This window comes from Ornithobacterium rhinotracheale DSM 15997, from assembly GCF_000265465.1.
GTDB lineage: Bacteria > Bacteroidota > Bacteroidia > Flavobacteriales > Weeksellaceae > Ornithobacterium > Ornithobacterium rhinotracheale.
Map to the genome: position 1 here is coordinate 612,629 of NC_018016.1, position 23,775 is coordinate 636,403.

The window sequence follows — 23,775 nt, forward strand, 5'->3', positions numbered from 1 at the left end:
TTTAGACCTTGCATATTATGCAAGGTTTTTTTTATGCTAAAAATTTGATTTTAAGCATATTTTCAGATATGAATGAAAGAATAAATACTGCGAAAACTAGCTTTCTAAGCTTAAATTAAAAAACACCACTCAATCTTTATTTAATATTGAAAAACCATCAAAAAACAATTTTTCATCGCTTGATTTTGCCAAAACGGATTCCAGCAACAACAATCAAGCAACTAAATATCAAACACTTAAACAAACCAAAAGGAAATAAATACGCTAACGAAATTCTTAATATTTTGATAATTTAAATATTTTCTATTTTTTTAACAAAGACTTAGTCTTTAGCGGGATTTTCGCTGATAATCACTGTTTCGAGCCACAAAATCAATCTAAAAGCTAATTATTTAGAATCAATCTAAGGTTTTAAAAAAAGTTCACCATACATTTGCGCCAGAAATAATAGAAAAAATAGAAAATCATGAAACGAAGATTTATTTTTACACTATTAGTTTTTATGAGTTTGCAGTTCTCTTTTGCTAAAAGCACTCACAATGGCGATGGCAACGGAGATGACAAAAAGGAAGTGAAAGTTTCTTGGTACGGAAAAGAATTTCATGGTAAGAAAACTGCAAGCGGTGAAAAGTATAACATGAATGCCCTAACAGCGGCTCATAAAACTTTACCTTTTGGAACTAAAGTGAAGATTACAAATGTAAGAACAAACAAATCTGTAATTGTAAGAATTAACGACAGAGGTCCTTTTGTAAAAGGAAGAAAATTTGATTTAAGCAAAGCTGCCTTCCACCAAATCGCAGCTAAAGACAGAGGCGTTATTACTGTAAATTACGAAATTTTATAATCTTGTAATCATTAAAAAAATCAGCGGCGATTCTCAAAGAGAATCGCCGCTGTTGCATTTACTACTATTTTATTTTTGCTATTTAGTTTCCAAGTACGCTAAACTCTGCTCCACTGGCAAAATCTTGTCCGTTCTGCTCATTGAGTGCTGTAAATCTCAAATAGCGTGCTTTGACTGGTTTTTCAAACAAAACTTTCTTCTCTTTGCTTGACTTGTCAAAGCTTCCTTTAGAAACTTCTTTCCAGTTTTGCGCATCATCGCTCACAGAGACACTAAAATCTTTGATATTACCATTTGTGCCGTTTTGGCGTGGCAAATAAGTAAATCCTTTGATTTCTTGTGGTGCTCCCAAATCAAAATCAATCCAGTGTGGGTACTGTGCCACAGTCACGGAATACATAGTATGCCAAATGGTATTGGTGTCGCCATCTAACATATTTTCGGCTTCGCCCCCACCCGATTCTTGGCTACTTACATTCAACACTTTTACATTAAGCTTTTCAATTTTAGGGAATTTCGCACTCACTTTTGAATTTTTATTGCCTTGGTACCAAGCCGCTACCGCACCACCGTCTCTAAACTCAAATGGCTCTTGATAGTTTTGTGCCTTTTTACCATCTATGCTATAAAGAATCTTTTGCTCCTTAGCCGCAGAAACAATACTTAATTTTCCTTGCGCATCACGAGTAATGGAAATCGGCATTTCGCCCGCTGGTGCTACATCTGCTATTTGAGATAAATCTTTGCCCGCAGGACGAATGATGAATCCCATGCTATAAGGTTTAGCATACACTCGGTCTTTTGCCAAAGGAGCTCCTTGCCCGCAACTGTTTCCTCCAAGTCCCGTTACCATGGCATCGATTCTTAGATAAATTCTTTTGCTCTCTGGCAATTCATGCGGATGCGGCGCCATAATTAAATCCATTGCCGAATACTCAAGTGCAGAGCAAGACATAGGCTTATTTGGAATAAATACCGCTCCTTGTCCTTGATTATCTGTCAATGCCAGCCATCTCACATCTTCATGATTGCCCATATCTTGTGGCTTAGGGAAATTCACAAATTCATCTTTTACTTTGTTTTTGTAAATTTCAACAAAGGCTCCAGCCATACGGTCGTTGTAGTTGTCTTGCGGACCTCTACCATAATAAGTGAAATCATCGAATTTTTTAGGCAACTCCATTACATAGCCCAATCGTGGCAAAATCACATTTGGATTGTTTGAGCTAATGTTTGATTGTAGCTCAATAGAACCATCTTTATAAACCGTATAAATCTGATTGGTTACAAATTTAAAATCTGAATCATCGAATTTTCTATCCGTTAATTCCTCTACTTTATTATGTCCAGAACTTGTTCCGCCTAAAATTTTTGCAGCATTAGGTGCTTGCGATTCTATGGTGAAATATAATGTATAAGTGCCATCGGCATTTTTCACTACATTGACAGCTGTGGCTTTGTGCTTTAAATTATGCAATCCTAGCTCAAACCATTTTTGGTAGCCCCAGTTATCATTGTTTACAAAAGCACGTAGCGCATCTAGTTTTGGACCTTCGCCTGGCTCAATGATGGTTTGGTTATTATATTTTAAGCTATATAAAGCTCCTGTTTTTAAATTAAATTCTGCGGTAAAGTCATCGCCTTTTATAATTTGCAAGTCGCCTTTTCTGCTTGCCTCTAGAGCTTTTCCTTGAGCCACTTGCGCTATACTTGGTTTTTCCGCAGGTTTCTGCAATAAAATTTGCTCATCTGCTTGCACATAGCCTTTTTTAGCCCAAGGCTTATCTTTATTTAATTTAAATTCTATTTTTAAGAAATATTCCGCATTTTTATTCAGTGAACTTAAATCTACTGGAATGCCCACAGTTTTTCGTGCTCTGGCTGGTACATTTCCAAGGTTAAGCGTTCCGTTTTTCACCTCTACTCCGTTTTGGTATAATGACCAAACTACATCGTAGTCCGACAAATCTCTGAAATAATTTTTATTAAAGATTTCTAATTGATTGCCTTTTTGGGTTACCGCAATGTTTTGATATACTTTTTTCACTTCAAAATATTGTGGTTTCGGTGTTAAATCTGCGAAAACGATTCCGTTCATTACAAACTGACCGTCGTTTGGCTTGTCGCCAAAATCACCGCCATAAGCCATATAGGCTTTACCTGTTTTAGGGTCGTAGTTACGCATTGCTTGGTCTACCCAATCCCAAATTGCACCTCCACAAATGAAGTTTGAGGATTCTATTGCATTCCAATAATCTACCAAGTTTCCACATGCGTTCCCCATTGAGTGTGCATATTCCGAAATGTGGAACGGATATTTGATATTGTATTTTCCGCTCGCAGCACCATACGTCCAAGCAATAGATGGATACTGATTGGAACCTATGTCCACGACATCGTTGTTTCGCTCATACTGAACAGGGCGAGATTGATCAAATGCTTTTAGTGCTTTGTAGGCATATTCAAAGTTTTTACCAGGTCCTGCCTCGTTTCCTAACGACCAAATTACAATCGAAGGATTGTTTACATTGGCATGCGCCATTTCCATCACGCGCCCCACATGCGCCTTTTTCCACTCAATTGGGTGAGACAGCGATGGTTTTCCGTAATAATACTCATGAGATTCTATATTGGCTTCATCTTCGAGATAAATTCCGTATTTGTTGCACAGATAATACCAATAAGGATCGTCTGGATAGTGAGAATTACGCACATGATTGATGTTTGCACGCTTCATCATTTTCACTTCGTTTTCCATTTGCTCGTGCGTGATGGCGTGCCCCAACTCCGGATTGGTCTCGTGGCGGTTTACGCCTTTGAATTTTACAGTTTTGCCATTTACATAAAAATAGCGACCTGCCAAACCAAATTCATCGTCTGCAGCCGCAGTTTCTTTGATTTCCACTTTTCTAAATCCTACATAAGTAGAAACCATGTCTACCACTTTTCCTTTTCGGTCTTTTAGCTCAGCCAAAAGTGTGTAGCGATACGGAAACTCTGCCGACCATTTATTGGGATTATCTAATTTTAAAGTCGCCGTGCTTATTTCAGTTTGATTTGATTTTAATTTTTGAAGCTTAGATTCCACTAAAATATTAGGCAATGGCTCATTCTCGTCTGAATACAATTTATTTTCAAAAATCTTATATTCTATGGAATAGCCTTTGGCTGTTTTTCTATCTAAATTTCGGATTTCTGTTGTAATACTTAAAGTTCCATTTTGATAATTAGCATCTAAATCTGGTATTATATTCAAATCACGAATTTGCACTTTGGGGGTAGAACGCAAAGCCACAGTTCTGAAAATTCCTGGCAAACGGAACATGTCTTGCGCCTCCAAGAAAGAACCATCTGAATTACGATACACTTCTACCGCCACGACATTGTTCCCTTTTTTCACATAAGGCGTGATGTCAAACGACGCGGTGTTTCTTGAGTTTTTAGAAAAACCTATGTATTTTCCGTTAATCCAAAGGTAGAAGAAAGAATCTACCCCATCGAAATCTATATAAATCTCTCGCCCGTCCCAATCTTTTGGAATCGTGAAATCACGGCGATACGAGCCCACTTCGTTTCTATACACATAAGTCGTCCAATCCTTTGGCGGCGTGCGCATCACTCCACCACGCCAATCGTCTACTTCCACTTTGTGTTGGAAAATCACTGGCTGATTCACATAAATCGGTACGCCATACTTGAGCGAACCGTCTTTTTGCACGCCCACCATGTTCCAGTTAGACGGCACTTTGATATTGTCCCAATTCGCCACATTGTAATCTGGCTTATAGAAATCTACTGGACGCTCGCTTGGCGTTTTTACCCAATGGAATTTCCAATCTCCATTCAGGGATTCCCAGTATTTTGAATTTTGCGGTAAAACTTTTCGTGCATTTTCCTCATTTGCAAACGAGAAAAAATACGCTCGCGGTTGCTCCTTATTCAAAGCGAGTTCCTCAACCGACTCCCACTCCTTGCCCGTAGGCGCAGCCTTGTCGCCATACGCAAAGCCTGCCAAGTCTACTCGCTGCCCAAAGACAAAACTTTGCGCAAGTACCCCCAGCATTAGTCCCATTTTTTTGTTCCAGTCCATATAATTATTGTTTTAATTTAAAATTGAGGTATAAAGGTAAAAAATTAATGTTAAATCATAAATATGATTTTTAGGGCTTTTTGGGTAAATCAGCCTTTTACACTTCGTTTTTAGACAAAAATTCAAGCAAAATCTTAATAAATTATTGTTAAACAAGTTAGATTTCTTAAAGGATTATCGTTTCTTTACATCATTAAATGCATGCGAAATCAAGCATTTTAAAAAATCATTTAAAATCCGATTTTTCATCTATGAGAATCAAACTTTTACTCATTTTTATTTTAAGTTTTTGCTTTTATGCCACAAAGCTGGAAGCGCAAAACTTGTCGGGAAGAGCGGTAATCGATGGCTCCCATACCGAGGCTAGCGAAATTTTAATTGAAAATAAAACACAAAACATTCGAGTAAAAACAAATGATTCTGGAGATTTCAGCATTCCTGCCAAGGCAGAAGATTTGATTGTTTTTAGTGGCTCATTTGTAGAAACTAGGCAATTTTTTGTAACGCAAACGGCTTTAGACAATCCAAATTTCACCATTCATTTAAATATAGAAAACATTAAATTAGATGATTTAAATGTGAATAAAAAACTCTCGGGTGATATGCAAAAAGATTTGGCGACCGTGCGAAAAGATGAACGGAAAAAGGAATTGTACAAAAATCTGGGGTTTGATGTGTCTATCTTTGATTTGCACCCCGAAGAGAAAAAAGAACAAATTTCTACGGGGCTTAATTTAAATCTAGGGGCTCTCTACAAAAACTTGTCGGGCTATTACCGAAAAATGAAAAATCGGCAAGATTATGATTCTTACATCGAACGCATCAACTATGTGCGGGATTTTATGGGAGAATCGTTTTTTACCAAAATTTTAAAACTCCCCGCAGAAGAAATTGAACGATTTTTGATTTTTGTAAAAAACCGAAAGCCAAAGGAATTCAATGAGTTTTATCAATCCAAAAGCATGCTTGGCTTTTCTAATCTTTTGGAAAATGAAGTAACTTTGTATCTCGACCGCATCAAAAACCGTGATGCGCAAAATAAATAATTGAATGCAGAAAAACATTAAAAATATATTTTTCAAATCATTTCTGGCATGGGCTTTCTCTCTTGCGGGAGTAGCTGTTTCTGCCCAAAATTTATCGGGCAATGTGGTGATTGACTTCTCGAACACAACTGCCGATGGGATTAAGATTTTAAACCAAACCAAAAAGCTATACACCACTACCGATATGACGGGGCATTTCACAATCTCGGCATCGGTAAAAGACACGATAATCTTCAGCGGTTCGTTTCTCGAGACACGCAAATTTATCGTTACACAAACGGCACTTAGCAATCCCAATTTCACGATTCACCTCAATACAGAAAATATCAAATTGGCAGATTTGGTGGTGCGTCCAAAGCTTACGGGCTTTATCGAAAAAGATATAGCTACGGTGCCCAACGATAAGCGTAAAGAAAATTTATACAAAAGTCTCGGAATCGACATCAGAGTGCTAGACATAAAATATGTGGAAAAGAAAACTCCTATTTTACAAAGCATAACATCGGTAGATGTTATTTCCATTTTAAAACACCTCAACGGCTACTACCGAAAACTTGAAAGCCTACAAACTTACGAGAAATACATCAAAAAAATCAACGAGGTGCGGGAGTTCATAGGCGATGATTTTTTCATTAATTATTTAAAACTACCCAAAGACGAAATTCAGCAATTTGTAATCTTCACGCAGTACCGAAATCAGGCAGCCTACGAGCAAGCCTATCGCACCAAAAGTTATTTGGCACTCTCTTCTTTATTCCAGAAAGAATTGCCCGACTACCTTAAAAGAGTGAAAGAACGAGACGAACAAAATCCTAATAACGCGGGGAATCAAAAGGATTAGCAAAATCAAATCCTAAGCTAAATAAGTGCCCTGCTCCTACTTCTTTGTAAATTTCGGAAAGCCCCCATTTGTAGGAGTAGCCAATGCGCAGGCGTCCAAGCTCCAGTTGCAATTGTGGCGATAAAGACAAAGCTTGCGAGCCAGATCTATCACTCGACATGCGATAGCTCACGCCTACACCCAAAGCATTTTCGCCCATGTAGAATTTAGATTTTAATATTAAATCTATTTGTCTTTCCGATTGACCGTTTAGGGCTAGATTAAACGAAGGATCAAGAGCTATGCCCTCTGCCACAAGAAAACGATATCCCCCGCCTAAATAGTACCAAGCTGGAAGTGGTTCAATATTATTTACCACAAATTGATTATTACCTAAAGGGATATCAAGTACAGAAACCGCCCCATGAAAACCTTTATAATAAAACGAAGTACCGATATTTAAATAACTTAGAAAATGTGAGGTATCTTGCAAAAGTGGATCGTTCCAAGTTTCTGGGTTTAATTTATCTTTATCAAAACTTTGAGAAAAACCCGTATAAGAAATCCCAAAGCTGAAGACTTCTGGCAAATCATACTCGCCTAAATAGTCATCTCCAATCGGAATATGATATGCCGCAGCAAGATTCACGCCCGTCATTTTACTAGCCCCATTGCTGTCGTGAAAACCATAAATCCCCGCAGATAACCTATCAAAAACACCTGCATGTGCACTCAATGTCTGGGTAGACGGTACATTATCCATTCCGCTCCATTGCGAATAGTGCGTAGCACGTACTTTAATGATTTCAGGATTTGCCCCCGCAAAAGAGGGATTGATCAAGAAATCATCGCTCAAGATATAGTGCTCATAAAAAGGCAAACTCTCTTGTGCTTTGATACTTAATAATGGAAAACAAAGGAATAATATATGGAAATAAATCTTTTTCATACATACGAAAATTAAAGCCCTCGCAAGATAAGCATTTTATTTTTGACCTCAAGACCTTTTTACAATATCTCTTTTAGGGCTAAAAGTGAATAAATCGTAGGCACCTCAGGCAACGAATTATTTTCCCGAAGTGGATTGAAATACACACATTTTATCCCATAATTGAGACTGCCTAAAATGTCCGCTTCCCAATCATCTCCCACCAAGAGTGAATTTTCTTTCAGTGCTCCCGCTTTTTCTAGGGCTAAATCAAACAAAATGGGCGATGGTTTTCTCACGCCAATCTCATCGGCACAAGTCAAACTTTCAAAATGTCCATTGAGTGCAGAACGCTCTACTTTGCCTTGCGAAACTTCGATAAAGCCATTGGTAATCACATGCAATTTGTATTTAGGTTTTAAATATTTTAAAATCTCTTCTGCACCTGGCACTACGCCATTTTTCTCAAGCATGAGCGATAAGTATTGCTCATCAAACACCGATGAAAGCTCCTCGTCCTTAATCCCAAAATGTGCAAAAGGCTCTGTAAATCTGCGTGCTCGTAATTCATCTTTGGTGATTTCGGCACGGCTGAGCTGCAGCCACAAGGCTTCGTTTTGGATATAAAACGCTTGGTGCCAAGTCTCGAAATCTACGCCATATTTTTCCTGCACTTTGTAGTGGCTAAACATTTCTTTCAGCGTGATTTCTGAGTTTCCGCGATGATCCCAAAGCGTGTTGTCTAAATCAAAAAATAGATGTTGTATTGTATCAAATTTCATAATTGTTTTCTTAGTGATAATATTCTTTTGGAGAAGGCAAAATAAAGGATTGATGCCCAAAATAGCTCCATTTGGTGTGCGCTAAATCCACATTTGGATTGATGAACGGATGGCAAGGTCCGCCGTTTACGCTCACGCAAGAATTTTTAGCATAAATCTTGACACCTTCTATTCCCTTGGCTTGATACCTCCTCTTAAGCTCTTGGGCATATTGCCAAATAAAATCGGGCTTGGTTTGCACACCATTAATCTGGTGCGGACGCAAAAATTCATACAAATCTTCTTGCACGATTTCGCCATTAGGCAAATGAGTTTCAAAGTTAATTTCGCCCGTTTTGGTACGCAGCATCATACGCCACGCCATACGGTGCCCCTCCTCTGTCCAAAGCACATCATCGGGAATAAGCCAGTGGCGCAAAGGTAAATAAATCTGCAACAAGGTGAGCCCCACAAAAGCATATACCACAATCGGCTTTGGTGGATTTTTCTCAAGTAAATCATCTGAAATCATAGCTCTAGATTTAAATGGAAAAATCTCTTTTTTCAAGGTTTCGGTATCAAAGAAGAAAAGCGACATGGCTAAGGCTAAATATGGGAAAATGCCCACATGCAGCGTAATTGAATTAAAAATGTGAAAAAACAACGCAATTAAAAAGGCTAATTTTCTGGTAGGCTTAAACATTAAAAGTGGCACAAATAGGAAATCAAACGCAATACCGCCATAGGCTAAAAGTGGGGGTAAATCGGGATTTCGTAGAAATTTAGCCATAAATTTAAAATGCTCTGTGTGCAAAAACCACTGTGCCGACTGCTCCAAACGCAATGGCAAATAATGATTGTCTAGCCAGCCAGGATAGAGCTTTGCTACCGCAGCAAAAAAGTATAAAATCACTAATTGTATCTGGAAAATTAGAATAGTCCAACGGGGCGTAGAGTTCGACGAGATTTTAGCATTTACATTAGCGTCTACCGAATAGTAGTGATGTGCTGGCACGATCGCCATGAAAAAACTAATCCAGACCAAAAAATAATAATGATTGTTGTAATTGGATTTTTGCATAAAATAAGTGAGTGTCCAGAGCAAAAAAAGCAACATAGACGACACACGATAAAAGGCTCCAATCATTACCATAAAGCCCAAAAAGCCCATGAATCCATAGATAAAGTACATCGGCTCCCCGAGCAAAAAATGTGTCCATTCAAATCCTATAAAATTGAATGTATAATCCACATTTACAAAGGTTTTCCCAACCCAGCCCGTGGCAATAGCTCCCCAGCATTCAATCATCATCAAAAAACCAAAAAGGATTCTGAAGAAAACGAGCTTGGTGTTATCCACCCTTTCAAACAAATAATTCATAACCTGCTTTGATTATTTGGGCTGTAATTTAAGATTATTTATTGAATATTAAGCGATATCACATAACCTTCTTGTGCTCGAATGTTTAAAACTTGCTGATCTTCAAAAATCAAATATTGCCCTTTGATGCCTGCCAACACGCCAGAGATTTCTGGCGATTTCTGAAAATTGGTCGATTTTATTTTACTTAATTGAAAATCCAATGGATACTGAAATTCGTAAATTTCGTCTTGGGGATAATAAAATGGGGCTAAATCTTCGGGCAAATAAGTTTGCACGCGATGTTTTTCGGCGATTAAATCAATTTCGGGATTTTCGTTTTTGAGCATGCGTTGCCAGTGTGTCTTATCAGACATGTAGTTTTTGAGCAACACCTCAATTTGTCCCGCCTCGTAACGATTGTTGGTTTCGGCAAAAATCACGGTTTGGCTCGCCCCTTGGTCTATCCAGCGGGTAGGAATTTGCACTTTGCGCGTTACACCCACTTTCAGTCCGCCCGAAAGTGCCAAATACACCACATGTGGCTGAAGTTCAAACTTTTTCTCCCACTCCAAATCGCGCTGCTCCACGCCCAAATGCGCCGTGGACAATTCTGGTTTTAAAATATTGGGGTTGGCTTCGGGCACAGTGAAAAAACAATTTTTACAGAATCCCATGCGGAAGATGGGCTTATCCATTCCGCAGCCTCTGCATTCGTTTGAGATATGGGTGAAATCCAATTTCTTCCCAATCATTTGATTCATATCAATGAAATCTTGCCCCAGATTGAGATAATAGCGAATGGGCTGGGCGTTTTCTACCAGCATTTTTTTGAGCGCTCCCGTAAAATTCATTTTTTTAATGTTTTTTTGTCGAAAGAGCAAAAATACAGGCTTTGTGCTGGAATCTGAAATTTAAATAGATTTATTTTTGATTAAGCTTAACTTTTGCCCAATCAAATATAAAAATAGCGATAACAAATACTACAGAATATTTTAAAGCGTAAATAAGAACATCTACCAAGTCTTTTCTAAACATAGCAATAGCATAATTAATAATCGCCAAAACGATGAAATATTGTAGGAATATTTTTAAATACTTATTCATGTGATATTATAAATTTTTAATCAGCTTGCCAAATGTAGTTAAAAACACATCAAATAACAAATGTTTTCCATCGCCCTCTTTATCGCACGACAAAGAACGCATTTGCTTAGGCTCAAAGCCACCATTCACTGTACGACAAAGGCTGGCGTATGCTAGTCTAAATTTTTTAGCCCTCTAACAGACGACTTCTCGTCGTCTTATCAGACGCCACACACGCACTCGGTAAGACAACGCTATGGCGTCTTATAAGACGCACCATTGTTAGTAATTCGGCGGCGCTCCACTGGTTCAAAATCATGAGCTAAAGCATGCTTAATCCAACAGACACCCCGTCCTTAGGCTAACAGAGTATCCGTTCTTACGCTGACAGAGCGCTTGTCTCTATGCTAACAGAATGTCTTGCCTTATAAAGCAAAAGGGTTCTGCTCGTGCGAGCAGAACCCTCCATATTGTAAAATAAGCCTTTTTTAACCTTTAGGCAATAACAATAGGTATGTTCAAAGCCTCTGTACGTGGCTCTTTGAGCATGGTATTTCCTTTGCTAAACTGTGTGGTTACGCGCAACTCATAATTGCCATTGGCTAAATCTGCTGGGACTAATATCAATAACCTTGATGGCTCATTAAGCACCACATTCTCGGCAGGGAGCTTGGTCTCTTTTTGATTGTCTAGGTTTTTAAAGGTTACTCCATTCTTAGGGTCTTCGCCTGCAATCTTGAGGTATGTGCCTTTGATTTCGGCGTTTTTCCCTTTGGTGAGTGTCCCGTCGGTTTTGCCAGTTACCTTGTCGGTAATGCTGAATAAGCTCATCGGGCTGGCTTGCTCGCCCAAGATTTCTACCTTGGTATCTTCGCTGGCTTTTCTAAGCTCTAAGCCTTGGTTTACATTCACATACACCGAATGCTTTTCTTTATCAAAAGATTTATCATAGAACACACCCTTTATGGCAGGGCGCATATACACTAGTCCTGTGTTTACGCTGTATCCATTCAATACCAATTCCGAGGCTTTGCGGTTAAAGCGTGTAATGATGTCTACAGCGGTCTCGGTTTGGATTTCCATACCCTCTTTTTGTAGGGCTTCTATCACTTCTTTGAGCCCAAGGCTCCCGTTCATCAGTGGCACCGCAATAAAATCTGCTTTATCGTCTTTGGTTAAAAGATTAGGACGAAGCCATGCTTTTAAGTTATTCATAATTTTTATTCTTTTTGATTTATTGGTTAAAAAAGAGCCGCTTAACACGGCTCTTGTAAGAAAAATAAATTTACTAGTCTTTTATACAGCGTACAGGTAACCCCCAACTCTTATTAAAAGATGTATCAGGACTCCAGCCATCCGTATCCACAACTTTAGCTGTGGTTGCATTACTAGAAGTAGATGTCCAAAATTCATCATCAGAACCCGAGTTAAGCGAAAATGTTTCAGAAAAACCAGACAAAACAACATGACCATATGCTAATGGATAAAGAGGCGCATTTCTATATTCTAAAGGACCTTCCGCAACCCACTCACTTATAGTTGGCACATGATATCCTGCAGGACACGGATTGTTTGCTGTTTGTTTTTGCCATAAATTCAATGCACTATAACTATGCGTATCCGTTCTCCAAGGACCTCCACTATAAACCATTCTTGGAGAAGAACCAGACCAGTCTACCAACTCTGCTCCATCAGGCTCTCTTTGCCACTGGAACAGCGATCCTGCAGCATTTTTATCAGTCCTTCCAGCCATATGCTTTTCTGGAGCAAATACTTTGGATCCTACCTTCGCATATTCTGCTCCTAAATTATTATTCAGCCATATTCTACCTGTCTTCGGAGAAATAATTGGAACATATACAAATTGGTGCTCTAATTTATTATGTGTTTTAACATTATACATTTTATCTGTAACTCCTCCAGTGGCAATTACATTTAATTTCTGAGTCTGAGTTCCTAGCTTAAAAGTAAAGCTCGCTATCGTTTTAAAGACATTAGGGTCGAGTTTTGTTACATTAAATGCATTATCTGCTCCTCTTACCTCTATTTCACCCGTAACTGTTCCTGAAGAAGAAAATGTTCCTCCTATGATCTTTAATCTAATATCATTTACATCTCCACCTTCACCTCTTACATTGCTCGCCACGAGATCTACCACATCATAAGTACCTCTACCTCCTGTATAAGGTATACTAACGGTTATTTTTCTTATAACCCCCTGATAATTGCTTATCTTCAAAGATGGCACATAGATATCTTGTGTCGCACTAATAGTAGCTGTACCAGAGCCTCCTCCATTAATGCCTCCTGCTATAACTCCAGGACCAGGATTTGATTGGGTTCCTCCGCCTGTACTAGGATCTGTGCCAGCACTTGGCGGCTGTACCCCTCCACCTGGAGGCGTTACACCTGTGCCTGGAGATACTGGGGTACCTCCGCCTGGGTTGGTGGTAGCTACTCCAGATACGGTATCCCAACCTGTACCATTATACACCTCTACTTGTTTAGTAGTCGTGTTATAAATAAGGCTTCCTTCTTCTACTCCTTTTAGCTTGTCTCTTTCTGTTGTGGTGTATTTTGGCAAAGTGCCTAAAGTAGTATTACCTGCCACAGCTTCAGCCCCTAAACGCACCCACTGCCCATTAGCCACACTACCTACGGGGAAACTCTGTCCTGGATTTTTAAAATAGTAGAAACCAGGCGTTACATCTACTTGTTTTCCTCCTTTGCTAGTATCTCCCAAGGTTTTACCTGCACCTGAGTTATACACTACCATTCCATCAAAATAGCTAGAGAAAGTGGATGGATTTACTACCCCCACATTAAACTCCCATTTAGTCAAATCCGCACTAGGAAAATATAAACCTTTTGCTATGCTATTTCCCACAGCATTGTAGCCCGAAGCATCTAAAAAAGGATTTTGACCATTTATTGATGGGACTATATTCCCCTGTGTATTGATTTGGGCAAAGGCTCCTGTACCCGATAGGAGCATACCTAAAAATAATAATTGTTTTTTCATTTTACTTTCTATTTTAAATCTTTATAATTAATAATTACCAACTACCACTGATGATATACCATTTCCCTCTATATGCCATCAAAATATGTCCTTTCCCAGCATATAATTCACTGGTACCTTCTGGCTTATTAGCTTCGGCATAGGGGCGTTTTACAGTTAAAGGATCGCTCTTAATATATGGGAAACTATTATTCACTGCTATAATTCTACCATCTGCATAATTTGAAGCTGGTGGTAGCTCTATCGGTTCGCCTCCTGTTTGCACCAAAGCAAAGGTATTGGGCTTAGTCCATTCTGCTACCGTGATATGCTCTACCACACGGATGTTCCCCGTTAAATTGTCTAACGTTTTATTTTGCTGTGCATATGTAAATACTCCTATAAACAGCATACTCAATAATAATAACTTTTTCATCTTTTATCTTATGTTTTTTAGAGATTAGTAACTTCCTCCTATCACATACCAGTTAGTACCATCAGACATCAAGATATGTCCTTTACCTGCAAATAAAGTTGATACTGTTTTTGGACTATTTTTTCCTCCATAATTTAACTGCGTTCCAGCCTGATTATTTACAGAAATAATTCTATTCGTATAACCAGAAGGATCTGGCAAATCTATAGTTTCTGTTGTAGTTTGTATTAAGGCAAATGTATTTGACTTTGCCCACTCTGTTGGAGTAATATGTCTTACCTCTCTAATATTTCCTGTAATATTATCTAAGGTTACCTCTGGTGCTGCAGAAGAGCTTCCTCCTCCTGAAGAAGCATCTCCATCTTGAGTTCCACCACTAGCAGCACCACCTGCCTCTAGCTGTTTCAGCGTAGTAGTTTTAATAGGCAAACCTAGAATATTCCCATCTTTGTCTATTACTAATAATTGAGTGCCTTGCACTTTAGGCAATACTGCTTCTCTGGTTTTGCGTAGCCTTGCATTACCTGCTACATCTAGATTTGCGGTAGGCTCATCGGTATTAATCCCCACCGCGTTTTCTTTTAGAGACTCGCTTGGCGTTGCGGTCTCCACCACTGCTTGTCCGAATACTTGGGTACTCAAGCCTAACAAGGCGAATACTCCTAAGCTTAACATTGTCTTTTTCATAAAATTTAATTTTAAAAAGTTTCTATTCTGTTTATATTTGTCTCCGTTATTAATTTTTTATTCCCCTTGTTTTCATAAAAAAAGCCTTACCGTGGAGTTAGGGGATTTCCACAGCAAGGCCAAAACTTAAAAACGATTGTCGGCTATTCTCATAGCGAACATTACTAAATAACTCCTCTAGCCTCTCGGCTAAAAAAATTAAGTATGAAAAAAAACTTTCTACTAGGAAGCCCGTTCCATGAGAGTGTATGAAAAGAAGTATTTTACAGTGTGGGGCACTGCAAAAACATCTCTCTATTAGGGAATAAAAAGATGTACATAACAAAAATGCCAAAGCTCCTAAACGGAACTTTGGCTTTATTTTATGGATACAATATAGTGTAGCTAGCCATAAGCTAGCAACACTGTTTTTTATCTTTAAAATGAATGGGAAACTACTTGCAAATGCAAATCGTAGAAAGTAAACTATACACGCACAATTATACTGTGTGTGTTTACACTTTTTCTCGAGATAAACAAGAAAAAGATGTTAAACTTATCACAATTCATTATATGTAGCACACACTGTTTCATAGAATTGCCGCAAAGCTATAAAATGTTTTAAAAACTACAAGCCTTTGGCATGTTAAAGTTTTTCATTTCAACTAAAAAAGAGAGCAGCACATGGCTACTCTCTCTTAGTTATAAAAATCTTCAGCTTAAAAATTTAAACGACATGTGCTGCGTCTAAAATTCCTTTTAATAGATTTATTTGACTCATAGCTCTATCTAAATTGTGGTTCCTCCTCTTTACAGCAAAATAAACATCACCGTTTAAGAAATCGGTCAAGAATCTCACCGCTTGGATGTAAACCACTGTTGCTCCCGCCAAGTCAAAGTTTTCTAATTCCTGTGGTGTCAACTTATCTTTTAAGTTTTCCAAGAATCCTTTTTTAATGGCTTCGTAGTTCTCTTTTGAGAAGTTGTTTGGCGTTGGGTCGTCTTCGTCGCGCGTGTTGGTGTACGAGCGAACCATGTCTCCAAAGTCGTACAAAATAGTACCTGGCATAAGCGTATCTAGATCGATTACCGCCACAGGTTTGTTTTTGTCGTCTGCACTCAAAAGAATGTTACTAATTTTTGGATCGGCATGAATCAAGCGTTTAGGGAACCCGTCTTGCGAAGTGATTTCCAACCATTTTTTAGGAATTTCTTTCAACTCTTCTACAATGGTAATTGCCTCAAGTGCTAGCTCTTTTCTGTTTGGCGTTGCATTGTTAAGCGATTGCTCATAATCTTGCATTCTTTTGGCAAAATTGATGAATCCTGGAATTGGCTCTTTTAAACCTTCCACATCCAAATCGCAAACATAAGAATGAAACTCTCCAATAAATTTTGCTACCTCATAAGCCTGCTCTGGGCTCTCCACCGTTTCGATACACTGCGTATTTTCGATAAAAGGAATCACACGCCACACACCGTTTTCGCCCTCTACTAAATAGTCTCCACGCACCGTTTTCTTAGGTCTCAAGATAGCATGCGGGTAGTTTTTAGCTTCTAGGTGATCGGCTAGTTTTAGCATATTTTCCACGATTACCTCGGGCTGCTCAAATATATTGGTATTAAATTTTTGAAGTACATAGGCACCGTTTTCATCTCGCAAAACATAAGTGGTATTGATGTGCCCCATCTCATTTTTTTGCAATCCGAAATCTGCGTCTTTACCAAAAAACTTTTTTACTATTTCCTCCATGATTTTTTATTTTTTCCAGAGTGGACTATTATATTTTCCGTCTTGGGTCTTTTGTTTCAAATCATCTACTACCAGCTGTTTGTCTTCTGGATAAGTCATCCCAAACCAGTCTTCTTTACTTTGCTCTACCCAAACATTTAGTTCTCCTTTCTGGATTTGGTTATCTATATATAAAGGTATAAAGTATTCTTGTTTTTCTTTATTTTCAATTTTGCTTAAGAAATCTTCGAAGCCTTCTTGCAAGCTTGGGAAAATAGTATGATCAAGGATCCAGAAGTTCATAGACACTTTAGATTTTGGTTGTAAATCTACTTTTTCTGGCTGATCTGCTTCGTTCACGATTTCACCATTGTCTTTTTTGATGATTTTTAGGATTTCGGTTACTTTTTTAAGTTTACCATCTTCCACTTCACACACTCCACGAGATACAGTACCGTTGTCGCTCAAAGTTTTCTCAAGCTCAAATGCTACCATTCCGTAGTTTTTAGCATCGATTTTTCCAGCTTTTACTAATTCGTGCGCCAATTCAAAAGTATTCGCTCCGTAATAGTCGTCTGCGTTCATCACAACAAATGGCTGTTTCACCACATCTTTAGCCATAAGCACTGCGTGTGCAGTTCCCCAAGGTTTTTGGCGCAAAGGCACTAAATCAGCATATTTTTCTGGCACCGCCTTAGGCATTGCTTGAAGCACAAAATCTACTTTGATTCCACGCTCGTCTAGCGGTTTTCTTAAATGTTCTTTGATTTCCTCTGGCATTTGATCATTTACGATGAACACCACATGATTCACTCCATTATTAATTGCATCGTATAAGCCAAACTCCATAAGGCATTCACCGTTGTCGCCTACGGGATCTACTTGCTTTTGTCCTTTATAGCGGCTTCCTAGTCCACCGGCTAACACCATTAAAGTCATTGTATCACTCATAATTCTTAAATTTATTTTTTCTATTTATATATTTTCCTTTCTTATTTCACCCATAAAAGCATACTAGCTACTTTTTAGCTAACTCTTCAAAGTTAATGATTTTCTACTTTATCTGAAGAGATTTTTTCATTTTCTTCCCACTTTTATTTCTTAAGTCATCATTTCCCTCAGAAACATTAACTAAATATCGGTTTTTTCTAAGGATTAAACAAATGATAATTTTCATAATTGTTTTTTCCACATTTCGCATCAAAAATTATGTATAAAAAGATTTTTCGCCGTACTTTTATGCTTTCTATTTAAACACATCCATTGTTATGAAAAACATATTAGAAGAAAATCCATCACTTAAGAAAAACAAAGTACTTTTAAAACAAGCAAAAGACGCTTTAGAACTTTCTCAATTCACAAGAGAAGAAAGAATTCCAGTAGAAATTTTCAACACCGCTCTCGAAGGCTCAAAAGTGGCAGCTAGAGAAATCGCCGATTTAATTAAAGAAAAACAAGCCGCTGGCCAAAAATGCGTACTTGGTTTAGCAACTGGCAGTAGCCCTATTGCAACTTATGACGAGCTCATCAGAATGCACAAAGAAGAAGGACTTAGCTTCAAAAATGTGATTACTTTCAACCTTGATGAGTATTACCCAATGCAGGCTGATGCGCCTCAATCTTATCATCGTTTCATGCATGAGCATTTGTTTGACCATGTAGACATCGACCCAGCTAACATTCATATTCCAGACGGAAGCGTTCCTGTGGAAAAATTAGCAGAAAGCTGCCAAGCATACGAAAGAGCTATCGACGAAGCTGGCGGAATCGATTTACAACTTTTAGGCATTGGTAGAACTGGGCACATCGGATTCAACGAGCCAGGTTCTCACATGAATACATTCACTCGTTTAGTTTCACTTGATGAGCTAACTATCAGAGATGCAGCCAAAGATTTTGGAGGAATCAACAATGTTCCTAAAGGAGCTATCACTATGGGAGTTGGTTCTATCTTTAAAGCTAGAAAAATCATTCTTTTAGCTTGGGGAGATAAAAAAGCAAGCATCGTGAAAAAAGCTGTGGAAGGTAAAGTGGTAGACGAAGTTCCTGCTAGCTACCTGCAAAGACACGAAAATACTAAATATATCGTAGATTTTGATGCAGCAGGAGACCTTACAAGAGTAAAAACTCCTTGGAAAGTGGGTACTTGCAACTGGACTCCAAGCTTGGTAAAACGCGCCGTAGTTCAATTATGCATCGCTACTGAAAAACCAATTTTAAAGCTTACTAATAAAGATTATACAGACCATAACTTAAACGAACTTATCGTAACTTATGGTTCTGCATACAATGTAAACCTTCAAGTATTTAACGACTTACAAAACACCATCACTGGTTGGCCAGGTGGAAAGCCAAACGCTGACGAGACTAAACGCCCTGAGCGTAAAGACCCTGCGCAAAAACGCGTGATCGTATTTAGCCCACACCCAGATGATGACGTGATTTCTATGGGAGGAACTTTGAGAAGATTGGTAGAGCAAGGGCACGATGTGCATGTAGCTTACCAAGTTTCTGGAAACATTGCCGTGGCTGATTATGAATTGCTCCGTCCAATGCTGTTGATGAAAAACTACCTAGAAGAAAACGGAGACACTTCATCTCAAACTTACAAAAACTTAACTCAATATTTGAGCGAGCTAGATGACGCTGAAAACTTCAAAGCCATCACACCTCAAATCTTAAATTTAAAAGGATTATTAAGAGAAGAAGAAGCTAAATCTGCTTGCCGCCATGTCGGTGTGAAAGAAGAGAATGCTCATTTCTTACGCCTACCTTTCTACGAAACTGGAAAAGTGAAAAAGAACGACCTTAGCCAAAAAGATGTGGACATCGTAAAAGAATTTTTACGCTCAATCAAGCCACACCAAATCTTTGCTGCGGGCGACTTAATGGATCCTCACGGAACACACAAAGTATGTCTAGAAGCTATTTTCTTAGCCCTTGATGAAATCAAAGAAGACGGCGACGAATGGCTAAAAGACTGCTGGGTATGGATGTACCGTGGCGCATGGCAAGAATGGCCAATCAACGAGATTGAAATGGCTGTACCAATGTCTCCAAGCGAATTAAGACAAAAACGAAATGCCATTTTGAGACACCAATCTCAAATGGAAGCAGCTCCATTTATGGGGACAGACTCTCGTCTATTCTGGCAACGTGCCGAAGATAGAAACCGTGAAACTGCAGATCTTTACAATAAATTGGGCTTAGCAGAATACGAAGCAATGGAAGGTTTTGTAAGATACATTCCATAAGCAAACATGGTTTTTTATGTTAATATTAATGAAGGGAAGGTTTTTCGGAGCCTTCCTTTTTTTTTATTTTTAATGGATTAAAAAATCGATTTTAAGGCATTTTTTAATCAAAAGTCTTTTAGCTTTAATCATAAAAATTTGGTGAAAAGAAAATTTAGCCAAAAATCATTTTCTCCACAGATTTAATTATATTTTTAATGGAAATAAATCCTGCCTTTAATAAAACTTTATCAAAGCAAGTCCTTGAATTTTATAGGCTAAAACGATATTTTTTCGTATCTTTGTTAATTCAGAATAGAAATACAGAAAATTAAACAATGAACGAAAATCAAAAACAATATACCGCCGATAGTATTCAGTCGCTAGAAGGTATGGAGCATGTGCGTTTACGCCCCTCTATGTACATTGGAGATGTGGGAAAACGCGGATTGCACCACTTGGTGTATGAGGTGGTAGACAACTCTATAGATGAAGCACTGGCTGGCTATTGTAGTATGATTGATGTGATTATTCACGAAGGCGAATCCATCACCGTAAAAGATAACGGGCGTGGTATCCCAGTAGATTTTCACAAAAAAGAAGGTAAATCTGCCCTAGAGGTTGTAATGACCAAAATCGGTGCAGGTGGAAAATTCGATAAAGATTCATATAAAGTTTCTGGTGGATTGCACGGTGTGGGTGTTTCGTGTGTAAACGCGCTTTCTAATAAACTTACAGCCACCGTATACAGAAACGGAAAAATATACCAACAAGAATATGCACGAGGCAAAGCCTTGGGCGATGTGCAAGAAATCGGAGAAACCGACAGAACAGGAACTACCGTTACTTTCTCTCCAGATGACTCCATCTTCAACCACACAGAATATAGTTTTGAAACGCTTGCTGCCCGTCTAAGAGAGCTTTCTTTCTTAAACAAGGGAATCAGCATTACGCTTACCGATGAGCGTGTAAAAGATGAAAATGGAAATTATCTTTCAGAAGTATTCCATTCAGAAGGTGGGCTAAAGGAATTTGTGGAGTTCATTGATGAAAACCGCGAACCTTTGATGCAGAAAGTAATCTTCATGGAAGGCGAAATCGATGATATCCCTGTAGAAGTGGCGATGCGCTACAACACTTCGTTCAACGAAAATTTACATTCTTATGTAAACAACATCAACACCCACGAAGGAGGTACACACCTTACAGGATTCCGTCGTGCATTGACTCGTACGCTTAAAAAATATGCCGACGAGAAAATGTCTGCCAAAGAAAAAGATAAAATCTCGATTACAGGAGACGACTTTAGAGAAGGGCTCACTGCCGTGGTTTCTGTAAAAGTAATGGAGCCTCAATTTGAGGGGCAAACTAAGACTAAATTAGGAAACTCTGAAGTAAGCGGTGCGGTGGATAAAATCGTGAGCGAAATGCTTACCAATTATCTAGAAGAAAACCCATCTGAGGCACAAATCATCGTGGACAAAGTCGTATTAGCAGCCAAAGCGCGCCAAGCGGCTAAAAAAGCAAGAGAAATGGTGCAACGCAAGAGCCCAATGGGCGGTAGCGGCTTGCCAGGAAAACTTGCCGATTGTTCTTCTAAAGATCCTTACGAATCAGAAATATTCCTTGTGGAGGGGGACTCTGCGGGCGGAACGGCTAAACAAGGGCGTGATCGCCATTTCCAAGCGATTTTGCCATTGAGAGGTAAAATCCTGAATGTGGAAAAAGCCATGCAACACAAAGTGTTTGAGAACGAAGAAATCAAAAATATTTTTACTGCTCTAGGCGTTACCATAGGCACCGAAGAAGATGCCAAGGCACTAAATACCGAGAAATTGCGTTATCACAAAATTGTGATTATGACCGATGCCGATGTCGATGGTAGCCACATTGCCACTTTGATTCTTACTTTCTTCTTCCGCTATATGAAGGAGCTTATCGAGAACGGAAACATCTATATCGCTACGCCACCACTTTATTTATTAAAGAAAGGAAAACAAGAAATTTACGCTTGGGGCGACAAGGAACGCGAAGAAATTCAACGCCAAATGTCTCCAGATGGAACAGGTCGAGGTATCAGCGTTCAGCGATACAAAGGTTTGGGTGAGATGAATGCCGAACAACTTTGGGACACTACCATGAATCCAGAGAACAGAAAGCTTCGTCAAGTAAACATCGAAAACGCGTCTGAAGCAGACAGAATCTTCTCTATGCTTATGGGCGACGATGTACCACCACGCCGTGAATTTATCGAGAAAAATGCAGTTTACGCAAATATTGATGCGTAATCATTTTAATTTATTTAATTACACCAAAGGCAGAAAAATTGATTTTCTGCCTTTTTTATTGTTTAAAACTATATGATTTAAGCTAAAACATGCCAAAATCCATATTTTTAGCTTTTACAAAATTGAAGGTTAGCGATGCTTAGGCACATGTTAAAAATCTGCTCCAAGATACCTCAATTCATCACTAAATATTACGCACAATAATCTTCTTCGTTAAATAAATGTTTTCTTATTCCAAACGCACTTTTTTCTCAAAAAAAGAATTGTAACTTTGTAGCAATGCAAAATTCAGAAATAAAAGTAGTAATTGGGCTTTCGGGCGGAGTAGACAGCAGCGTGGCGGCGTATTTACTAAAAGAACAAGGCTACCAAGTGATTGGGCTTTTTATGCGCAATTGGAACGACGCATCGGTTACGCTCGAAGACGAATGCCCTTGGGTGGAAGATAGCGCAGATGCGCTGTTGATTGCGGAAAAATTGGGCATTCCGTTTCAAACCATAGATTTAAGCGAAACTTACAAAGAACGCATTGTAGATTATATGTTCCGCGAGTATGAGCAAGGGCGCACGCCCAATCCCGACGTGCTCTGCAACCGCGAAATCAAATTTGATATTTTCCTTGAAACTGCCTTAAAACTTGGTGCTGATTATGTGGCAACGGGACATTATTGTCAAAAATCTTCCGAAATCATAGACGGCAAAGAAGTTTATAAACTTTTGGCAGGTGCCGACAAAAACAAAGACCAGTCATATTTTCTGTGCCAGCTCAATCAATATCAATTATCAAAGGCGATGTTCCCTATCGGGCATTTAGAAAAACCCGACGTGCGCAGAATCGCACGCGAACAAGAACTTGTGACAGCGGATAAAAAGGATTCGCAAGGTTTGTGCTTTATCGGAAAAGTGCGATTGCCTGAGTTTTTGCAACAACAATTAAAACCCAAAAAAGGGCAAATTGTGGAAATCCCAGCCGATTACCCAGGCTATCACGAAGAAAAACCTAATTTCGAATCTAAAGAAGAGGAATTAAAGTGGCTTTCGCGAAAGTTTAAATACACGATGTTCGACGGGATTTTGGTTGGCGAGCACGACGGAGCACACTATTTCACCATTGGGCAGCGCAGAGGAATTGGCGTGGGTGGCAAAAAAGAACCACTTTTTGTCATAGATACCGATGTGGAACAAAACACATTGTTTGTGGGCGAAGGGAATAATCATCCTGGGCTTTACAAGCAAGCCTTGTTTGTACCAAAAGAAGATGTACACTGGATTCGTGAAGATTTAGCCTTAAAACCAAACGAAACCATGCAAGTTGAAGCAAGGATTCGTTATCGCCAAAAATTAATCAAAGCCGAATTATTCTGTTTTGAAAGTGGCATTTATGTATTATTTGAAAAAGCGCCATCTGCCATCACACCAGGGCAATTTGTGGCATGGTATCGTGAGGATGAACTTTTGGGCTCAGGTGTAATTCAATAAAA

18 protein-coding genes are annotated in these 23,775 nt (G+C 38.8%); 6 read left to right on the forward strand and 12 right to left on the reverse strand.

The genetic code is table 11. The features are described from left to right. The first annotated feature begins 466 nt into the window (after positions 1-466). Positions 467-847, forward strand: a complete 381-nt coding sequence (locus tag ORNRH_RS02860; RefSeq protein WP_014790412.1) for a septal ring lytic transglycosylase RlpA family protein — start codon at positions 467-469, stop codon at positions 845-847. An 82-nt stretch (positions 848-929) separates the two neighbouring features. Here the strand turns inward: ORNRH_RS02860 and ORNRH_RS02865 are convergent, their stop codons facing one another. After that, complete coding sequence (locus ORNRH_RS02865) at positions 930-4,937, reverse strand: glycoside hydrolase family 2 TIM barrel-domain containing protein (protein WP_014790413.1); 4,008 nt, start codon at positions 4,935-4,937, stop codon at positions 930-932. 251 nt (positions 4,938-5,188) lie between these two features. Between ORNRH_RS02865 and ORNRH_RS02870 the strand changes: the two genes are divergently transcribed. Both ORNRH_RS02870 and ORNRH_RS02875 read left to right on the forward strand, forming a co-directional pair. Beyond that, the gene (locus tag ORNRH_RS02870; protein WP_014790414.1) at positions 5,189-5,983 is read left to right on the forward strand and encodes a hypothetical protein; all 795 of its coding nucleotides are present in this window, start codon (positions 5,189-5,191) and stop codon (positions 5,981-5,983) included. A 4-nt stretch (positions 5,984-5,987) separates the two neighbouring features. Then, complete coding sequence (locus tag ORNRH_RS02875; RefSeq protein WP_014790415.1) at positions 5,988-6,824, forward strand: peptidase associated/transthyretin-like domain-containing protein; 837 nt, start codon at positions 5,988-5,990, stop codon at positions 6,822-6,824. Here ORNRH_RS02875 and ORNRH_RS02880 read toward each other — a convergent pair. The 11 genes from ORNRH_RS02880 to ORNRH_RS02930 all read right to left on the reverse strand — a co-directional run bounded on the left by ORNRH_RS02880 (position 6,796) and on the right by ORNRH_RS02930 (position 17,724). Next, on the reverse strand, positions 6,796-7,752 hold the full coding sequence (locus ORNRH_RS02880) for a PorP/SprF family type IX secretion system membrane protein (protein WP_014790416.1): 957 nt from the start codon (positions 7,750-7,752) through the stop codon (positions 6,796-6,798). The two genes, ORNRH_RS02875 and ORNRH_RS02880, sit on opposite strands and share 29 nt — an antisense overlap. Before the next feature lie 59 nt (positions 7,753-7,811). Next, positions 7,812-8,513 carry a YjjG family noncanonical pyrimidine nucleotidase gene (locus ORNRH_RS02885; RefSeq protein WP_014790417.1) on the reverse strand — a complete coding sequence of 234 codons (702 nt, stop codon included), beginning with the start codon at positions 8,511-8,513 and terminating at the stop codon, positions 7,812-7,814. Positions 8,514-8,523: 10 nt separating this feature from the next. Continuing rightward, positions 8,524-9,873 carry an HTTM domain-containing protein gene (locus tag ORNRH_RS02890; protein ID WP_014790418.1) on the reverse strand — a complete coding sequence of 450 codons (1,350 nt, stop codon included), beginning with the start codon at positions 9,871-9,873 and terminating at the stop codon, positions 8,524-8,526. Positions 9,874-9,911: 38 nt separating this feature from the next. Then, complete coding sequence (locus tag ORNRH_RS02895; RefSeq protein WP_014790419.1) at positions 9,912-10,706, reverse strand: DUF2797 domain-containing protein; 795 nt, start codon at positions 10,704-10,706, stop codon at positions 9,912-9,914. Between the two features lie 70 nt (positions 10,707-10,776). Beyond that, positions 10,777-10,959 carry a hypothetical protein gene (locus tag ORNRH_RS02900; protein WP_014790420.1) on the reverse strand — a complete coding sequence of 61 codons (183 nt, stop codon included), beginning with the start codon at positions 10,957-10,959 and terminating at the stop codon, positions 10,777-10,779. Between the two features lie 474 nt (positions 10,960-11,433). Then, on the reverse strand, positions 11,434-12,153 hold the full coding sequence (locus tag ORNRH_RS02905; RefSeq protein ID WP_014790421.1) for a DNA-binding domain-containing protein: 720 nt from the start codon (positions 12,151-12,153) through the stop codon (positions 11,434-11,436). 73 nt (positions 12,154-12,226) lie between these two features. Beyond that, positions 12,227-13,960, reverse strand: a complete 1,734-nt coding sequence (locus ORNRH_RS11510; protein WP_014790422.1) for a fibrobacter succinogenes major paralogous domain-containing protein — start codon at positions 13,958-13,960, stop codon at positions 12,227-12,229. Between the two features lie 34 nt (positions 13,961-13,994). Next, positions 13,995-14,375, reverse strand: coding sequence for a hypothetical protein (locus tag ORNRH_RS02915; RefSeq protein ID WP_014790423.1), 381 nt, complete (start codon positions 14,373-14,375; stop codon positions 13,995-13,997). Positions 14,376-14,399: 24 nt separating this feature from the next. After that, complete coding sequence (locus ORNRH_RS02920; RefSeq protein ID WP_014790424.1) at positions 14,400-15,062, reverse strand: hypothetical protein; 663 nt, start codon at positions 15,060-15,062, stop codon at positions 14,400-14,402. Positions 15,063-15,768: 706 nt separating this feature from the next. Continuing rightward, positions 15,769-16,794 carry a phosphotransferase enzyme family protein gene (locus ORNRH_RS02925; protein ID WP_014790425.1) on the reverse strand — a complete coding sequence of 342 codons (1,026 nt, stop codon included), beginning with the start codon at positions 16,792-16,794 and terminating at the stop codon, positions 15,769-15,771. Between the two features lie 6 nt (positions 16,795-16,800). Beyond that, positions 16,801-17,724, reverse strand: coding sequence for a nucleotidyltransferase family protein (locus ORNRH_RS02930; protein WP_014790426.1), 924 nt, complete (start codon positions 17,722-17,724; stop codon positions 16,801-16,803). A 317-nt stretch (positions 17,725-18,041) separates the two neighbouring features. On the opposite strand from ORNRH_RS02930, the gene nagB reads away from it, so the two are divergent. From nagB to mnmA, 3 genes are all read left to right on the forward strand, one after another. Then, positions 18,042-20,027: a glucosamine-6-phosphate deaminase gene (gene nagB / locus ORNRH_RS02935; protein WP_014790428.1), complete on the forward strand. Its 1,986-nt coding sequence runs from the start codon at positions 18,042-18,044 to the stop codon at positions 20,025-20,027. Positions 20,028-20,344: 317 nt separating this feature from the next. Next, positions 20,345-22,294, forward strand: a complete 1,950-nt coding sequence (gyrB, locus tag ORNRH_RS02940) for a DNA topoisomerase (ATP-hydrolyzing) subunit B (protein ID WP_014790429.1) — start codon at positions 20,345-20,347, stop codon at positions 22,292-22,294. A 279-nt stretch (positions 22,295-22,573) separates the two neighbouring features. Next, positions 22,574-23,773 carry a tRNA 2-thiouridine(34) synthase MnmA gene (gene mnmA, locus ORNRH_RS02945; protein WP_014790430.1) on the forward strand — a complete coding sequence of 400 codons (1,200 nt, stop codon included), beginning with the start codon at positions 22,574-22,576 and terminating at the stop codon, positions 23,771-23,773. Positions 23,774-23,775 lie beyond the last annotated feature (2 nt).

Coding starts and splice junctions, on each gene's coding strand:
- ORNRH_RS02860 (WP_014790412.1), top strand. CDS start 467: ATGAAACGAAGATTTATTTTTACACTATTAGTTTTTATGAGTTTGCAG.
- ORNRH_RS02865 (WP_014790413.1), bottom strand. CDS start 4,937: ATGGACTGGAACAAAAAAATGGGACTAATGCTGGGGGTACTTGCGCAA.
- ORNRH_RS02870 (WP_014790414.1), top strand. CDS start 5,189: ATGAGAATCAAACTTTTACTCATTTTTATTTTAAGTTTTTGCTTTTAT.
- ORNRH_RS02875 (WP_014790415.1), top strand. CDS start 5,988: ATGCAGAAAAACATTAAAAATATATTTTTCAAATCATTTCTGGCATGG.
- ORNRH_RS02880 (WP_014790416.1), bottom strand. CDS start 7,752: ATGAAAAAGATTTATTTCCATATATTATTCCTTTGTTTTCCATTATTA.
- ORNRH_RS02885 (WP_014790417.1), bottom strand. CDS start 8,513: ATGAAATTTGATACAATACAACATCTATTTTTTGATTTAGACAACACG.
- ORNRH_RS02890 (WP_014790418.1), bottom strand. CDS start 9,873: ATGAATTATTTGTTTGAAAGGGTGGATAACACCAAGCTCGTTTTCTTC.
- ORNRH_RS02895 (WP_014790419.1), bottom strand. CDS start 10,706: ATGAATTTTACGGGAGCGCTCAAAAAAATGCTGGTAGAAAACGCCCAG.
- ORNRH_RS02900 (WP_014790420.1), bottom strand. CDS start 10,959: ATGAATAAGTATTTAAAAATATTCCTACAATATTTCATCGTTTTGGCG.
- ORNRH_RS02905 (WP_014790421.1), bottom strand. CDS start 12,153: ATGAATAACTTAAAAGCATGGCTTCGTCCTAATCTTTTAACCAAAGAC.
- ORNRH_RS11510 (WP_014790422.1), bottom strand. CDS start 13,960: ATGAAAAAACAATTATTATTTTTAGGTATGCTCCTATCGGGTACAGGA.
- ORNRH_RS02915 (WP_014790423.1), bottom strand. CDS start 14,375: ATGAAAAAGTTATTATTATTGAGTATGCTGTTTATAGGAGTATTTACA.
- ORNRH_RS02920 (WP_014790424.1), bottom strand. CDS start 15,062: ATGAAAAAGACAATGTTAAGCTTAGGAGTATTCGCCTTGTTAGGCTTG.
- ORNRH_RS02925 (WP_014790425.1), bottom strand. CDS start 16,794: ATGGAGGAAATAGTAAAAAAGTTTTTTGGTAAAGACGCAGATTTCGGA.
- ORNRH_RS02930 (WP_014790426.1), bottom strand. CDS start 17,724: ATGAGTGATACAATGACTTTAATGGTGTTAGCCGGTGGACTAGGAAGC.
- nagB (WP_014790428.1), top strand. CDS start 18,042: ATGAAAAACATATTAGAAGAAAATCCATCACTTAAGAAAAACAAAGTA.
- gyrB (WP_014790429.1), top strand. CDS start 20,345: ATGAACGAAAATCAAAAACAATATACCGCCGATAGTATTCAGTCGCTA.
- mnmA (WP_014790430.1), top strand. CDS start 22,574: ATGCAAAATTCAGAAATAAAAGTAGTAATTGGGCTTTCGGGCGGAGTA.